Below are 16,094 nucleotides of genomic sequence, written 5' to 3' on the forward strand. Positions count from 1 at the left end.
ATGACAGCCGCGCAGCAACTTGCCGCCATCGCGAATCGCGAAGTCCCGGTTGCCGACTACATTCCCTACTCAACGCATGTGACAGATCACGTCATCAAGACGCGTGAAGGCGATTATCTCCAGATCTGGAAGATCGCGGGCATTGCCTTCGAGGCGGCCGATGCGGCGGACATCCTCGTGCGGCATGATGGCTTCAACCAGCTCGTGCGCGGACTGCCTGGTGGGCACGTGTCGCTCTGGTCGCATCGCTTGCGTCGCCGCGTCTCGGATCACTTCATCAGTCCGTACGCGAACAGCTTTTGCCAGGACCTCGCCATCCGCTACTACGCGAGTTTTGCTGGCTACCGGATGATGGCCGATGAGCTGTATCTGACGCTCGTCTACCGGCCGAGCCGAACCCGGCTGGGTCGCGTGTTCAGTCGGGCGGCACGTCGCACGCTCGACGATATTCGGCGCGACCAGTATGAAGCGCTCAAGGTCATAGGCGAACTCGCTGAGCAGGTCGACGCAGCGCTGACACCGTACGATCCGGTGGCGCTCAGCGTCTTCCGTAAGCCCAGTCCGTATGCGGCGCGCCCGCGCCGGTATTCCTCCGCACTCGAGCTGCTGGGTTATCTCGTCAATGCAACGTGGGAGATGCAGCCCGTTCCATCGGGGCCGATAAGGGAAGCGTTGCCCACGGCGCGCCTCTTTGTCGGCGCCGAAAAGCTCGAGATCCGCATGCCCGGTGAGACTCGTTATGCGGCGATGCTCGATCTGAAAGACTACCCGGAAGACACCGAGCCGGGCATGCTCAACGGTCTGCTCTATGGGGACTTTGAGTACATCGAAACGCAGAGCTTTACGATCCTCGACAAACCGAGCGCAAAAGAGGCACTCGAGCGGCAGCGCAATCAGCTGATCGCGGGTGAGGATGTCGCCGTGTCACAAGTCGAGGCGATGGATCAGGCGCTCGACGATCTGGTTAATGGCGATTTCGTACTGGGCGAGTACCACTACTCGCTTGCGGTGCTCGGCGATACGCTGAACGCAGTATCGGCGAACGTGGCGAAGGCGCGCACCCAACTGGCCGATGCCGGTTTCCAGACGGCGCTGATCGATCTTGTTGCCGATGCCGCGTGGTTTGCGCAATTGCCCGGCAATTGGCGCTATCGCCCACGCGAGGCGAAGCTGACGTCACGCAACTTCTGCGGGCTTTCCAGCCTGCACAACTTCGCCACCGGCAAGCGCGATGGTAATCCGTGGGGTGAGGCGATCACCATCGTCAAGACGCCCAGTGGCCAGCCACTCTATTTGAATTTCCACGTCACCCCGGAAAAACTCGACTCGCTCGACGAGAAGGCGCTCGCCAACACGCAAATCATCGGTCAGGCCGGCGCCGGCAAGACGGTGCTTGAGCTGTTCCTGCTTGCGATGGCGATGAAGTACAACGTGACCGCCGTACTGTACGACAAGGATCGCGGCACCGAGATCGCAATTCGCGCGATGGGTGGCACATACACCGTGCTCCGGCGCGGTGAGCCGACTGGCCTCAACCCGTTTCAACTGGAGCCGAGCGAGTCGGTGCTGGACTTCTGGGAGCGCCTTGTACGAAAGCTTGTGGGCACCGGCGTACCGCTGCCCGCCAACGACGAGATGGTCATCTCACGAGCCGTGCGCGAGGTCGCGCGCATGGCGAAGCCGATGCGGCGTCTATCGATGGTCAGGCAACTCCTCCCGAATGTCGGTGAAAACAGCCTGCACGCGCGGCTCGCCAAATGGTGCGCAGGCGGCCGGCTCGGCTGGGTACTCGACAACCTGAGTGATCGCATTGATTTTTCGCGTGCGCGTCTATTCGGATTCGACGACACCGAACTGCTCGATGACGCTGAAGTTTCGACCCCGGTCACGATGTACCTCTTGCACCTTACCGAGAATCTCATCGACGGCCGGCGCTTTGTCTACGTGATGACTGAATTCTGGAAGCGGCTTGACGATCCAGTATTCACCGACTTCGCAAAAAACAAGCAGAAGACGATCCGCAAGCAGAACGGGTTTGGCATATTCGATACTCAATCGCCATCTGACGTGTTGCGTAGTGACATTGCGCGAGCGCTCGTCGAGCAGAGCGCCACGTTCTTTTTCCTGCCGAATCCGCGCGCGGACTTCGATGATTATGTGCATGGCTTCAAGCTCACCGAGGCCGAATTCAACATCGTGCGCAGTCTCGGCGAGAACAGCCGCATGTTCCTCGTCAAGCAAGGGCATCGCGCGGCCATTGGAAAGCTCGATCTCTCCGGGCTGGGAGATGTCCTCGATGTGCTGTCGGGTACAACGGACAACGTGGAACTGCTCGATGGGATCCGCGCGCGGGTGGGCGATGATCCGGACGTGTGGTTGCCAGTTTTCCACGAACAGTTGGCGAAGCGGCGCAGCGCGCAGGCGAGGAGTGCGCGATGAGCGGAATCTTTACTGCCATCGGCGGCACACTCGAGAACGGCATGTCGACCTACGTGACGAACGTGTCGTCAGCATTGTCCGGCGCGCTCGTTCCGGCCGTGACCACGGGCGTCACTATCTGGGTGCTGGCCTATGGCCTTGCTATCGTGCGCGGGGAGGCGCACGAGGCGGTTCAGGCGTTTGCGTGGCGAGGCCTGAAGGTCGCCGCGATTCTTGCGTTCGCATTAACCGGCGGCGTTTACCAGCAGCAGGTGGTGACTGCGGTCAATGGTGCCACAGCCGGACTTGCCCAGACGATCCAGAACGCAGCGAACACGACCGGCGGGGGTAATCCGGGATGCGGTCCCGTCAGTGGCGACAGCATTACGGCGACTAGCGCCACGACCATCTATCAGACGCTCGACTGCTATGACCAGCAGGTCGATCTCGTTCTCGACGCATATGCGGTTAAGGCGACCCACGAGGGGCTGAGTCTCGCCGGAATCGTGGCGGGGATTGGCGACATCGTGTGCGGCTTCGTGGCATCGCTGGGCGGTTCGATATTTTTGATCGTACTTGCCTTCGAAGTTGTCATGGGGCGGATGTTGCTCGATCTTGTGCTGGGCATCGGCCCGGTCTTCATCGCCTGCGCGGCATTCGCCCCGACGGCGCGCTTCTTCGAGGCGTGGACCGCCAAGGTCGCGAACTATGCCCTCCTGCAGATCCTCGTGGCTGCGTTCCTCGGCATGGCCCTGACGGCGTTTTCGGCGGAACTCGCGCCGTTTCAGGTGACGACATCGCCGCCCGGCGCGAATGCAGCGGCGCTCGTGGCGGCAGGCCAGGCAGCGCTCGAGGCGTCGGCCGCGTGGGGCGCCGCGCTCGGCTTGTTTGCAACAGCGATTTTTCTGGCGATGGTCGGCTGGCAGTTGCCGTCTGTTGCTGCAGGCCTATCCGGAGGCGCAACGCTATCCGGCTTCGGAGCGTTCGTCGCAGGTGTCGCATCGCGTCGGGTCACCGCTGCCCTTGCACGAGCGTTCACCGGCGGGGGAAAAGGGCCGCGTTCCGGTGGCACGATCCGCGACCGCACGGGTTCGGGAGGCGGGCCACGCGGCGGATCGGGGACCTCAGGCGGTGGAGCCGTGCCGGCGTACGAGCGCGTTGCGCGCGCAAATCTCGGGCAACACAGCAGTTGAAGTGAGGTGGTGATCATGACAGGACAGTTTAGGGTAGCGAGCGCTGCCATTGTGTCGGCGGTGCTTTCCTCGAATGGGCATGCACAGGGCATCCCGGTATTTGACGCGGAGAACGTCGCTCAGGCTATTGCGACGGTCGCGCAGTTGGAGCAGGAAGTCCAGCAGGAGATCCAGATCTACCAGTCGACGGTCGGCACGCGCGGCTTTGGCGCGTTGCTTAGTAACCCGGTGATCGCGAACTCGCTGCCTGCGAACTGGCAAAGCGTCTATACGGCGGTCCAGAACGGAGGTTACGCCGGCCTGACGGGAAGTGCCCAGGCGTTGCGCTCGGCCAGTGAGGCATACGACTGCGGGGACCAGGTGGGCGTCGACCAACGGGTGTGCCAGCGCATGCTGAACAAGCCGTTCCAAGACAAAGCATTCGGTCTGCAGGCTTATCAAACGGAGTTGCAGGAGCTAGACCAGATCCAGAGCCTGATGCAACAGATCGATGCAACGCAGGACCCGAAAGGCGTGGCAGAACTGCAGGCGCGTATCCAGGCCGAGAGTACTGCAGTCGGTAACGAAATGACGAAGCTACAGCTCTTCAGGATGCTCGCCGATACGGAAGACAAGCTCGTCGCCGAGCAGCAGAGCGAACTGATCCTCAGTCGAGCCGGCAACACCGCCAGATTGCAGGATCAGATGGTCCCGGCCTCGTTCGGGAACTGAGGAGACGGCGATGCTTGGACATCTTCGGGCGCTGCTTTCGATCAGTTTCGTCATTGCCGTCAGCGGATGCACTTCGGGCCCACCGAAACCCGTCCTGCCTGAGGGTTTGCATCGGGTGCCGATCAACCGTGTGTCACCGGATTCTTCAGCGGCCGCGTCATCTGCGAGGCCCGACGCGGTAATCGGAGGCGGACGATGAGTGCCCCCGACGACTACGGTCGCGTGCTCGACATCGAGGCGTCGCTCACGCATCTGCAGGAGCGATCCGAGCGGCGAGCCTGGCACGTCGCTTACGCCGCTGCGGGTGTAGCAATGCTGAGCGTAACCGCGTTGGCAGTCATGGTGCCGTTCTACCGTGTCGTGCCGCTGCCGATCGAGGTTGATCGCCTGACAGGCGAATCGCAGGTTATCGATGTGCTTGACGCACGCCACGTACATACGAAGGAAATCGAGGACAAGCATTGGGTTGAGGCGTATGTGCGCGAGCGGGAACGCTACAACTGGGGGCTGCTGCAGATGGACTACGACGACGTGCTCGCGATGAGCGATGACGTGGTCGCACGCGATTACCGCGCGATCTACAGCGGCCCGGACGCGCTCGACCGGCAGCTCGGCGCGAACACCGAAGGGCGCGTTCGGATCATGTCCACGACATTGCCACCCGACGAACCAGGGCACGCGGTCGTGCATATCGAACGCACGATGTTCAAGAATGGCCAGGCGAACGCGGAACCGCCTCAGCGCTTCGTGATCACGCTGGCTTACAGGTATCGGCCACCCATGTTCACCCGCGAGAGCGTTGCGGTTGCGAATCCGCTTGGCTTCAAGGTGACGGCCTACAGCCGCGATCCAGAGTACACGCCGGCGGCGGCGTCGGCCACTGCGGGAGGTGCACCATGAAGCGCGCTTCTGTGATCGCTTGCTGTCTGCTGATGATCGGTAGCCCTGTTGTCTGCGCCTATACGGTGCCGGGCTGGTCCGGCGATTCGCGGGTGCGTCAGGTCGTGTACGAGCCCGACGCTGTCGTGCGCATCATCGCGCAGCGCGGATTTGCGACACACATCGCCCTTGATCCGCGAGAGCACATCGTTGTCGTCGCACCGGGCGACCGTGATGGCTGGCAGGTCGTTGCCAACAAGGGCGATAACGACGTTTATCTCAAGCCGCAGTTAGCCGCGCACGACTCGAACCTTGAAATCAGGACCGATAAGCGCAGCTACAGCTTCGATTTGATCGTGCTGCCGCTGAAGACGAAGTTCGGTAACGACGAGGAGATATACCGGGTGACGTTCGTATACCCGGACGCACTGAAGGCGCAGTCGCGCGCCGAGACGGATAACGTGCTCGTCGTTCAGCGCCTTCAGCAGTCGCCCGTGATACGCAATTCCCGATATTCCATGCAGGTCATGCCGCATTCGGACGATATCGCGCCGACGGCAGCGTGGGACGACGGCCGCTTCACCTATATCCGTATTCCCGCGAACCGGCGCATTCCGGCGATCTTTCGGGTTGCCGATGACGGCACCGAGAGCACGGTCGATAAGCACATGGATGGCGACACCATCGTTGTTCACGAGGTGGCGAAGCGCTTCGTGCTGAGACTGGGCGACGAGGTCGTCGGTATCTGGAACGACGCCTACGACATGGACGGCGTGCCGCCGCGTGACGGCACCGCCGTTGACGGAGTAATGCGCGTTTTGCGGAGCCACGGCGATGAATGATCCACTGAGTCAGGACGGGCGTCGCAACGCAATCGGACCGGACGAGCCTGCCCAGCGTGGCCCGCGTGCGGACGATCCTGACGCTAGTCAAACGTCGCAACTGGTCGGGGACCGTGGTATGCCGGCGCTCGGCCAATACCGCAGCGCCCGGCCACGCGCCTGGTGGTTGACACCAGTTCTCATCATCCTCGTAGCCGGCACTGGAGCAGTTTGGACCGTTCACGCGTATCTTGCACGTCACGACGCACAGGCGAAGGCGCGCCGCGACGCGATAGCACAAACGCCAACCCAGGGACGGCTATTCAAGGACGTTCCTTCATCACCTGCCAACTCGGCTTCGATGCCGGTTCTAGCGAGTGCCGCGACCGTGGCATCCGCGCCCGTAGCGAATCGCCTGCCGGTTCCGGTCATGCCCGCAGCGCCCGTGCGCAGCTACTACGATGCGCCGCTGCTCGTAACGGGTGGGACGTCCTCCGTCAACGATCAAGGCAGCGTGGCAGCGCGAGATGCTGCTGGCAGCGGCGCAGGAACGGCTTCGTCGATGCGGTCGTGGTCGTCCGGAGGAAAAGCAGGTTCCCCTGACCAGAATGAAACGGGTTCGCTTGCGCAGGCCCTCGCACCGACGCCCACACCGCGCGTAGTCGCAGGCACGCTCGGTAACCGCAGCCTGACTCTGTCTCAGGGCGCAAAGATTGACTGCGTAGGCGATACCGCTTTCGATTCGACTGAGGCGGGACTGTCCACCTGCACGGTGACGAAGAACGTCTATTCCGACGACGGAAAGGTGGTGCTGATCGAACGTGGCTCGCAGATCAATAGCCAGTACCGCTCCAATCTGTCGCCGGGGCAAAAGCGCGCGTTCATTCTGGCGGCGCGCATTAAGACTCCCCATGGTGTGACCGTCGAGATCGACTCGCCCGCAGCCGATGCGCTCGGTCGCATGGGGATCGATGGTTACGTGGACAACCACTGGAGGCAGCGTATCGGTGCGGCGATGCTGCTCGGCATGACGCAGGACGCCATCGGGTATCTCGCTACGCGCGGTGGCAACAGCAACGGCTCCGTCGTCTACGAGAATACGCAGCAGCAAGGCAACGACATGGCTACGCGCGTGCTGAGCAGCACCATCAACATCCCACCAACCCTCACGCAGAACCAGGGAGCCGAATTCACGATCGTGCTCGCGCGCGATATCGACTTCGAATCGGTCTATGCGCTGCAGCCGGAGGGCGCGCAATGATTGCCGATCCGAACATGCCGAACTCGGTGCCCGATGCCACGGTCGCGCGGCTTCCGGACGATGCGTCTGTGCGCGAACTCATGCGGCCATTTGCGCCGTTGCTCGACGACGCTGATGTGACGGAGCTCGTCATTAACCAGCCACAGCGTGTGTTGACGGAGACGCATCGCGGATGGCATAGCTTCGACTACGCAGACCTGGATTATGACCGCCTGATGTCGTTCGCGGTGGCCGTCGCCACACTGACGAATCAGGAGATATCGGCACAGCATCCGGTGCTGTCCGCGCTATTGCCCGGCGACGCCCGTATCCAGGTCGTCGTGCCGCCAGTCGTACCACCGCGCACCGTCTCGATTACGATCCGCCGTCCGTCGGCGCGCGAAAAGACGCTTGACGACTATCGCAACGAGGGGCTCTTTGACGAAACGGTATGGCGCCAGCCCGACGGCCTCGACGCGGCGTTGCCGGCATTGCGTTCGCACGATCGCCGGCTTGTTGGATATTTGCAGGCACGTGACCGCTGCGGGTTCTTTGAGTTGGCCGTTCGGGAGCGGCTGAACATCGTAATCGTGGGCAATACCGGTTCAGGCAAAACCAGCTTCATGAAAACCCTTTGCCGGTCCATTCCCATAAGCGAGCGGATCGTGACGATTCAGGACGTCCGCGAGCTCTTCCTGCCGCACATCGAGAATTGTGTTCATCTGACGTATAGCAAGGGCGGCCATGGCCAGGCACAAGTGGCGCCGGCCGACCTCATCGCGAGCGCCATGCGTATGCGGCCCGACCGGGTGCTGCTAGCCGAGCTGCGCGGCGCGGAAGCTTATGACTTTTTGAAACTGCTCACGACGGGCCATGCTGGCTCGATTACGAGTTATCACGCCCCGAACGCGACGGTCGCGGTCGAGCGCTTCGCGCTGATGGCAAAGGAGCATCCTGAGGCTGCCGCATACGACGATGCAGCGCTCAAGCGCCTGCTCTTTCTGGCCATCGATGTCGTGGCGCACATGGAGGCGCGTTCCATATTCGACGAAGCTGGAGAGCAAGTCGGCAAGCGCTGGGCGATGACGGAAATCTGGTTCGATCCGGTGCGCAAGCTGCGCACGGCGATCGTGTGAGGTCGCGATGGACACGGATGATCGCTTTCGCATTCCGCCCGAAGTCGCCAGTCCAGTCGCTCATCACCTGCGAGTAGCGGTGGTTACGGTCCTCGCACTACTGATGGTCGCCGCTGGCGGATTGGCGTCGTTGTGGCTCGCATCGTTTTTTCTGTACATGACGTTGCAGATCAACCCTCTGCATGGAGGACTTGCGGGTTGGCTTGACGCGCTGCTTGCCTGGCGTGACGGTCTGATGCCTCGCGGAGGGAATCGGCTGGCGGGTGCGGCGCTCCTTGGCGTACTGGTCGGCGTGGGCGGTCCCGCAATGGGGCTGTACGCCTTGTGGGAGCGTACCGGGCGCCGGCGTCTTTATGGCAGCGCCCGGTTTGCGACCGGAGCCGAAATCCGCGCGGCGGGGTTGCTATGAGCGGGCGGATGGATGCGAGCGCGCCCGCGATCGTCGTCGGCCTATGGCGGGGGCGATACCTGCGCTTCGCCGGACAGCAGTTTGTCTTGCTCGCCGCGCCAGCGCGTTCGGGTAAGGGCGTGGGCATTGTCATTCCGAACCTGCTCAGCTACCCCGATTCGGTCGTTGTGCTCGATATCAAGCGCGAAAACTACGTTCTGACGGCGGGGTTCCGTCGCGCGCATGGGCAAGAAGTGTATCTGTTCGATCCGTTCGCCGAAGATGGCCGCACACATCGATACAACCCACTGTCGGCAATTTCGGACGGGCTCTTCCGCGTGGGCGACATTCTTGCGATCGGCTACGCACTGTATCCGCCCGGCGGGCATGATGACTTCTGGAAAGACCAGGCGCGCAATCTTTTCCTCGGGATAGCGCTGCTGCTGTGCGAGTGGCGCGACGCCCGAAGAGCAGGTAACGGGACATCGATTCCTGACTATCCCGTCACCATGGGCGAGGTGCTCAGGCAGTCATCAGGAAATGGGATGCCAGTCAAGGCTTACCTGCAGCTCGCGCTTGTGCAGCATCGCGGGCTCCTGAGTGGCGCTTGCGTCGATGCACTGAATCGCTTCCTGTCAAACGACGACAAGGTGCTGGCCAGCATTCTGGCGACGTTCAATGCGCCGCTTACGATCTGGGCCAACCCGATTGTCGACGCGGCGACGAGCGCCAATGACTTCGATTTGCGCGACGTGCGCCGACGGCGCATGTCCATCTATATCGGCATCACACCGGACCACCTGTCCGAGGCGGCGCTGCTCGTGAATCTCATGTTTTCTCAACTGGTCAATCTGAACACGAAGCAGTTGCCAGATGCGGATCCGACGTTGCACTTCCAGTGCCTGTTGCTGCTCGATGAGATGACGGCGATCGGCAAGATTCAGATCATCGCGCGAGCGGTCGCCTACATGGCGGGCTACAACCTGCGGCTGCTTTCGATCGTCCAGTCGATTGCGCAGTTGGAATCCGTCTACGGCCGGGCCGATTCGCGCACTTTCATCACAAATCACGCAATGCAAATCTTGTACGCGCCGCGCGAGCAGAAGGACGCGAACGACTATTCCGAGATGCTCGGCACGCTTACCGGCCATTCGCGCAGCATCAGCCGCCCAAGCGGGATGTTCGGTGGCCGCGGCGGCGCGTCTGAAAGCCTGTCGGAGCAGCGTCGGCCTTTGCTGCTGCCGCAGGAGCTAAAGGAGCTCGGCCGCGATAAGGAGATCATCGTGCTCGAGAATACGAAGCCCATCCTGGCCGACAAGATCTGCTACTGGCGCGATCCGGTATTCGCCTCGCGCGTGTGCGCGGCGCCGTCTGTACCGACCATGGACCTCGTACGCTTTACAGCGCAAGCCGAGCGACGGCTGCGTGAGTTGCAGCCGGAGGAAGTCGATACAGAAGGCGCAAGGCTACTTGATGTGCCGGCTGAATACCTCGAAGTCCTGCAGGGCTGGGATCCGCGGAATCTGCCGGCGTCGCTGAACGATCTGAGCGAGGATGACGTGACCGCTTATGTAGAGCAGCACTTCATGCTCCTCGGTGTTCCTGCAGAGCGCGTCCGGCGGGCGACGCGTCGGCTTTCGGTCGCAGATCTTGACGTGGCAGAGCTGACATTCGCGAGTCCTTCCAGAGCGAAACATAGATCAGTGCGTGGCGCGTCGGATGCGGTGTCGGCAGCAGGAGCACGGCAATGAGTGCGGCCTACTTCGATGAGACCGCGCGCGTGCGCGCCGCGCTCGCGGTCATTCCCGCGGACGATTACGGTACGTGGGTCGATATGGCGTTTGCACTCAAGAACGGCTTGGGCGATGCGGGCTTTGAGATCTGGGACGAATGGAGCCGCACGGCCAGCAACTATAACGAGCGCGCCGCGCGTACCACTTGGCGATCCGCGAACGAAGCGGGCGGCAAGACGCTTGCGTCGCTGTTCTGGCTTGCCCGGCAGCACGGCTTCGACCTGACGCGCACGCAGTATCCGGACCGGATGGCGACAGCGCTTCTGCCAAACGCCGATACCGTGGTGCGCCGCACGCGCGAGGAAGCGCAGCAACGGGCGCGACACGCGGCAGTGGCGCGCGAGGCGCAAGCCGTCTGGCAATGGGCTCGGCCCGTCGGCCCCGAACACCCATATCTCATCCGCAAACAGCTCGCCCCCGTCTCGACGTTGCGCGAGCTGGAGGCCCCGGAGTTGCATGCGTTGCTGGGTTATACACCGACGAGCGAAGAGCTGCCGCTCGCGGGTCGTGTGCTGGTGGTGCCGTTCTGGATCGGCGAAGCGATCTCGACGCTCGAGCTGATCGACGAGCACGGCCGAAAGTCGTCACTGGCGGGAGGCCTCAAGAAGGGGGGCTACTGGAGCGCCGGCCTGCTACCGACAACTGATCAGCCGACCACACCAATTCTGATCGGCGAAGGTATGGCCACGGTTCTGTCCGCGTACCGCGCGACGGAGTGGATGGCGCTCGCGACACTTTCGAGCGGAACACTTCCACAGGTGAGCGCCATTCTGCGAGACCGCTATCCCGACGCGGAACTCGTTGTCCTGGGCGACCTCGGCCCTGGGGAAGCTAAGGCGAGACAGGCGGCTCAAGAATCGCACGCACGTCTGGCGCTGCCTATATTCGCAAGCGATGCCCGGATTGACGACAAGACACCCACTGATTTCAACGACATGGCGGTCCTCTCCGGATTTGCATATGTCAGGGAACGCCTGCGCGACATTGCATTTCGCACTATCGACCAAACGCGAACGGGCACCGAGCCAGCGGCGGATGCGGCGGCAGAAGAGCTCGCGACCGGTGCCGAGGCGCACGAACTAAAGGAGCAAGTCATGGGCAATGTGAAAGCAAAGCTGGTGAACGAGGCCGAGGACGCTTCGCGCCGTCGTGCGCCGAAGCGCGGTGCCTCAAAGCAAGCGGCGGCGCCGGAATCTCCGACCGTCGCGGAGGGATCAGTCACCGCCGAACCTATCGCTGCCACGCCGGCCCATGAAAGACCAACTGCGCCAACCCGTGCGGCAGTTGGCGAGCCGTTGTTCGCAGTGTCGGATGTGCCTGACGAGGTACGGGCGCAAGCTGAATATCGCTTTGGTGCACCGTTGCGCGTGGCGGCGCCACGTGAGAACGGAGGGCCGTACCGCGGAGAAGTGTTCAACACAGAGCACTACGTGATCCAGGAGGTCGCGACGCGCAGCGTCGTCTTTCACCCGAAGGCTCAAATGCAATTCGTCTCCGAGCGGTTGCGTTGGATGGATGAAAACGCACGCCTCAATGGGGCTGAGTTGCAGATCGGATATGACGGTGATCGTCCTAAAGTCTATCCGTGGGATCGCGCCCGCGAGTTGTTGCAACGCACCGTGGGCTCGCTGAAGAAGTCGGCGCGCGAGCTGAACTACAGCCCTAACCTGGAGGTGATGCTCGATCAGTTGCAGGCGAGGTCGTGGGCGCGTGTACGCGAAGCCCGCGCGGCGGCGCTGGAGCAGTCCAAGGAAAAGGGGGCGTCCCAAGATCCTTCAGGACCCGATAGATGAAGGAAGTATCGCCGGCGATCCGTACCGGTCAGAAAGGAGTCAGACGATGGCTGAGACCTCAATTGCTGCCGATCCGGTGATCAACCTGATCGAGCAGGATGTCCCAGGCGGTTCCCCGTTAGCGGGGCTCGCAACCGATGAAAGCCGTGCCGGTCGCTTTGACGCGGCCGCGTTGAGCGATGTGGCGGCACGGCGCCGACGCGAGTTCGACTCGGCTCGGGCGCGCCTGCGCGACATGGCTAGTCCGCAAGATGCTCGAAGACTCGATCCCGATTCGCGTGCGGTCATGAATGAGCCGCGGGGCCCCACCGACTCGCAGCGTCTGCCGGTGGAGCAGCCGCCCGAGCGTGTCCGCAAGCGGTACCTGCGCGCGGGCAACCAGTATTTCATGAAAGATGCGCCGTATCAGCTGGCGTTCGAGGACCTTGGGGCGTACCTCGTCACCGAGCACAACCGTCCGGACGTGGTCGAATCGATGGTCGATATGGCGGCGGCCAAGTCGTGGCAGCGCATCCGTGTGTCCGGTAACGAGGCATTCCGCAGCGAAGTATGGCTGCGGGCAACTGTGCTCGGTATCGACGTGGGTGGCTACGAGCCGAAGGCTGCTGATCTCGCACGTCTCGCCGACGCGCGACAAACGCGGCTGAATAACCGCATTGAGGCTGATGCATCGATGGCGCGGGCGCAAGCTTCTGCGCATGCAGACGGCGGGAGGCCGCCGATGCAGGCGGCGAAAAGCGATGAAGTGGTTTCTGTCGCCGGGGGCATTTCGCGACCATTCGCTCAACGCGGTGCTGATCAGGTCGTACCGCAACAGGCCGCTAATGACGAGCAGGAAGCACCGCGCAGTTATTCCGGTGAATTGCGTGAGCATGGCCGAGCCCCGTATCAGAACAATCCCGCGCGAAGCGACTCGTACTACGTAGTGTTTCGCGATGCGAGGGGCGACGAGCATATCGTTTGGGGCGTCGATCTCGCGCGCGCCGTGCGGGAGTCACGAGCGCAGCCCGGCCAGGAAGTGACGCTTGAAAATCTCGGCCGAAGGCTCGTGACGGTCAAAGTGCCGGTCGTCGATGCCCGCGGCGTGATGGTGGGCGAGGAGGAAAAAGATGTGTACCGCAACACCTGGCAGGTGGATGTCATCGACCGCACGCGGTCGTCGACTCGATCCACGGTGCAGCCCGAGGATGCATCCGGGCGCTCGAGTGCGCCAATCGAATCGCCATCGCAGGACCGCGGGCAGGAACGTCTTCGCTCCACGGTATCGGACGAAGATAAAGTGCTGCACCTCGCTGTACTGACCGGAGCCATGCGGGAGCAGGGATTCAGTGCGCGGTCGATCTCGCGCGTCCGGCAGCGTGCAGAAGCAATGCTCGACGCGTTCGGCGAGGATGGCGTTCAGCTTCCGCGCCCGAGGGTTTTCGATCCAAAGGCCCCGTCTGAGCGTGACCGGCGCACGCGTTCCACCCCGGAGCGCACGCTTTCACGCGAGATTGAGCGCGCGGCCGCCGAGCCTTCGCTGCCGGCACGATAGAAGGGCTTCGGCAAATGCGTATCCGGGAGCGTCTGTGCGTTGAACTGGTCGGAACGCGTCGGGAATGGGAGGCGTGGTGTATGCACCGCGGCGTGACAGCGGGCGAGGGCGTGCGGCAGTTGATCGCGGTCGCGCTGGATTCCGGCGGCGTGCATAGCGATCTGGACGTCGAGGCTGCGATGCCACCGGGGACCGTCCAAGACCCACACGCGCGAATCGAAGTCAGGTTGACGCGCACCGAGCTTCAAGCGGTAGAGCAACGGGCTGCCGCTTCGGGCTTGACCAGTAATCGCTGGATTGCCGCGTTGATCCGTGCTCATCTGACGCAGGCGCCACAGCTCGGCGAAAACGAGCTGCGCTTGCTGTCAGACTCGAACCAGCACCTGGCGACAATCAACCGCTGGCTCGCGCAACTCGGGCGTAACCGAGGCGCCGGGCGTCTGGTGCACGATGATCGACCGGACATCGCGGCCGTCCGGCAACAGATCGACGTACATATGCGCGCTGTCGCGGCTGTGATCCGTGCCAACCTGGATAGATGGAGCCGGTAATATGTCCTATCCGAAGACCTACATTGACGCGATGCTTCTGAACTGGGGTGATCGTCTGTTCACAGAGCCGTTCTGGCATGCCCGGGCACAGCGGCTCTCGCGCTCAGCAATTCGTGATGAGGCAGCGCGGATGCGTGATCGCGTGGCGCGGACGCTACGGCGCTCCCCTGAAGTGATGGTAAAAATCACCAACAAGGCGTCGAGCGCGCAAGGCATGGGTGCGGTACGTCGGCACATGCGCTATATCTCGCGCAACGGGCAGGTGGAGCTCGAAGATCAGAACGGAGACAGAATCGCAGGCGCGGACGCCGTCCGCGAGCTAGCGCGTAGCTGGCAGTTGGGCGGGTGGGGAATACCGGAGACGAGTCATCGCCGCGAGGTATTCAACGTCCTTCTATCGATGCCGCCGGGAACGAATCGGCAGGCAGTGCGGGACGCCGCCCGAGGCTTTGCGGCCCTCGAGTTCGGAGATGGACGTGCGTACGTCTTCGCAGCCCATGACGACGAAGCTCACCCACATGTACATCTGAGCGTGCAGGTGCGCGGCCCCGACGGACGACGACTCAATCCTCGAAAGGAAGACATACGGCGCTGGCGCGAGCGATTTGCTGAACAACTCCGTGAGCATGGCGTCGATGCAAATGCGACCCCTAGACTGACGCGCGGCGTCAGCCAGCGGTACCCGGAGCAAAGTGTCGCGCAGATGCTCGCACGCGGTGAAGCGCCGATGTACTGGCACGCCACAAGCAGCGAAAAGCAGCGGCAGGCAGAATGCAGAGCTCACGATTGTGCACTTGCCGCGTGGCGCGAAGTGGCGCAAGCAATGGCGGAGTCGCCGCTGAGGGCGGACCGAGCCATGGCTATCGACATTACGGACTTTGTACGCGCTATGCCGATTCAGAGGGACGGCCCCAGTCCTGCACCACAACCCGAAAAGGCGCTAGCACGCGGAGATCGCGGGATGCCCTCGCGCGCCGAGCAGCTATGTGGCTTGCCTCCGGACGTCGAGCGGCAATGAGGGGAAAGCGGGCGTAGGCTATACGCGACCGAATCGGCCGCCGAGACTATCGTTGATGAAGGAACGTGCTGGTTCGACGCAGTAGACCCGCGCGCGGTGAGAGTCTAGCGATCAGCAAGCCAAGCGGGCACGCTTTTGTACGTTGCGAAGAGCAGGAAAACGAAGGCGATGGCCAGCAGTGGTACGCCGTAGAGCGCCACTGGGAAAAACAGCACAAGCTGGAGTGATGTCCCACCGACGCCGTATGTAACGTTCGTGCCTCGAACGTTTTCGTGTATCAGGTTCGCCACTGTCCCAATGCCTAGAGTGACGAGAATAAGTCCTCCATAGGCCGGTACGTGGTGGAGTGGCGCGGTCACCCACGCGTAGTATCCCCACCAAAGAAAATTGATCGCGACGGCCGCGAGCCAGAACCCTCGTACCGTGAGAATGTTGCGACCAAACCGCTGCCGACAGTGGCGATCAAATTGCCGGATGCCTCTGGCGATAGCAAGCAGGATACCTACGGTGATGGCTACCTTCAGTAGCACCATCTTTTTCTCTCCTTCGATGTGTATTACGGTTCTATGCCATTTGCCCAAAAAGCGTCAACTTTCGGCGCGATGCATTCGCTATCTCT

General features: G+C 62.4%; 14 protein-coding genes. 13 read left to right on the forward strand and 1 reads right to left on the reverse strand.

What is annotated here, in order from left to right:
• The 13 genes from AB4Y31_RS30265 (at position 1) to AB4Y31_RS30325 (ending at position 15,475) form a co-directional block, all read left to right on the forward strand.
• Positions 1-2,439 carry a VirB4 family type IV secretion/conjugal transfer ATPase gene (locus AB4Y31_RS30265; RefSeq protein ID WP_368677234.1) on the forward strand — a complete coding sequence of 813 codons (2,439 nt, stop codon included), beginning with the start codon at positions 1-3 and terminating at the stop codon, positions 2,437-2,439.
• A complete protein-coding gene (locus tag AB4Y31_RS30270) occupies positions 2,436-3,611 on the forward strand; it encodes a type IV secretion system protein (RefSeq protein ID WP_102607316.1) in 1,176 nt (391 codons plus the stop codon). The genes AB4Y31_RS30265 and AB4Y31_RS30270 overlap by 4 nt, the downstream gene beginning before the upstream one ends.
• A 15-nt stretch (positions 3,612-3,626) precedes the next feature.
• Entirely contained in the window at positions 3,627-4,322 is a 696-nt protein-coding gene (gene virB5 / locus AB4Y31_RS30275; protein ID WP_368677252.1) for a P-type DNA transfer protein VirB5, read from the forward strand.
• A 195-nt stretch (positions 4,323-4,517) separates the two neighbouring features.
• A complete protein-coding gene (locus AB4Y31_RS30280; RefSeq protein ID WP_102607313.1) occupies positions 4,518-5,222 on the forward strand; it encodes a virB8 family protein in 705 nt (234 codons plus the stop codon).
• A complete protein-coding gene (locus tag AB4Y31_RS30285; RefSeq protein WP_102607312.1) occupies positions 5,219-6,043 on the forward strand; it encodes a TrbG/VirB9 family P-type conjugative transfer protein in 825 nt (274 codons plus the stop codon). The genes AB4Y31_RS30280 and AB4Y31_RS30285 overlap by 4 nt, the downstream gene beginning before the upstream one ends.
• A gap of 4 nt (positions 6,044-6,047) precedes the next feature.
• Complete coding sequence (virB10, locus tag AB4Y31_RS30290) at positions 6,048-7,283, forward strand: type IV secretion system protein VirB10 (protein ID WP_368677253.1); 1,236 nt, start codon at positions 6,048-6,050, stop codon at positions 7,281-7,283.
• Positions 7,280-8,398 carry a P-type DNA transfer ATPase VirB11 gene (gene virB11 / locus AB4Y31_RS30295; RefSeq protein WP_368677235.1) on the forward strand — a complete coding sequence of 373 codons (1,119 nt, stop codon included), beginning with the start codon at positions 7,280-7,282 and terminating at the stop codon, positions 8,396-8,398. Before virB10 ends, virB11 begins: the two co-directional genes overlap by 4 nt.
• A 7-nt stretch (positions 8,399-8,405) precedes the next feature.
• Positions 8,406-8,807, forward strand: coding sequence for a hypothetical protein (locus AB4Y31_RS30300; RefSeq protein ID WP_368677236.1), 402 nt, complete (start codon positions 8,406-8,408; stop codon positions 8,805-8,807).
• A complete protein-coding gene (locus tag AB4Y31_RS30305) occupies positions 8,804-10,537 on the forward strand; it encodes a type IV secretory system conjugative DNA transfer family protein (protein WP_368677237.1) in 1,734 nt (577 codons plus the stop codon). Before AB4Y31_RS30300 ends, AB4Y31_RS30305 begins: the two co-directional genes overlap by 4 nt.
• Complete coding sequence (locus AB4Y31_RS30310) at positions 10,534-12,372, forward strand: PriCT-2 domain-containing protein (protein WP_107154302.1); 1,839 nt, start codon at positions 10,534-10,536, stop codon at positions 12,370-12,372. The genes AB4Y31_RS30305 and AB4Y31_RS30310 overlap by 4 nt, the downstream gene beginning before the upstream one ends.
• Before the next feature lie 46 nt (positions 12,373-12,418).
• Positions 12,419-13,906: an LPD7 domain-containing protein gene (locus AB4Y31_RS30315; RefSeq protein WP_107154303.1), complete on the forward strand. Its 1,488-nt coding sequence runs from the start codon at positions 12,419-12,421 to the stop codon at positions 13,904-13,906.
• Between the two features lie 80 nt (positions 13,907-13,986).
• Complete coding sequence (locus tag AB4Y31_RS30320) at positions 13,987-14,457, forward strand: plasmid stabilization protein (RefSeq protein ID WP_332888234.1); 471 nt, start codon at positions 13,987-13,989, stop codon at positions 14,455-14,457.
• Position 14,458: 1 nt separating this feature from the next.
• Entirely contained in the window at positions 14,459-15,475 is a 1,017-nt protein-coding gene (locus tag AB4Y31_RS30325) for a relaxase/mobilization nuclease domain-containing protein (RefSeq protein WP_368677238.1), read from the forward strand.
• A 104-nt stretch (positions 15,476-15,579) separates the two neighbouring features.
• On the opposite strand, the gene AB4Y31_RS30330 is transcribed toward AB4Y31_RS30325, so the two are convergent.
• The gene (locus tag AB4Y31_RS30330) at positions 15,580-16,008 is read right to left on the reverse strand and encodes a hypothetical protein (RefSeq protein WP_102607304.1); all 429 of its coding nucleotides are present in this window, start codon (positions 16,006-16,008) and stop codon (positions 15,580-15,582) included.
• Between the last annotated feature and the right edge of the window lie 86 nt (positions 16,009-16,094).

This window comes from Trinickia sp. EG282A (assembly GCF_040965455.1).
Taxonomy (GTDB): domain Bacteria; phylum Pseudomonadota; class Gammaproteobacteria; order Burkholderiales; family Burkholderiaceae; genus Trinickia; species Trinickia symbiotica.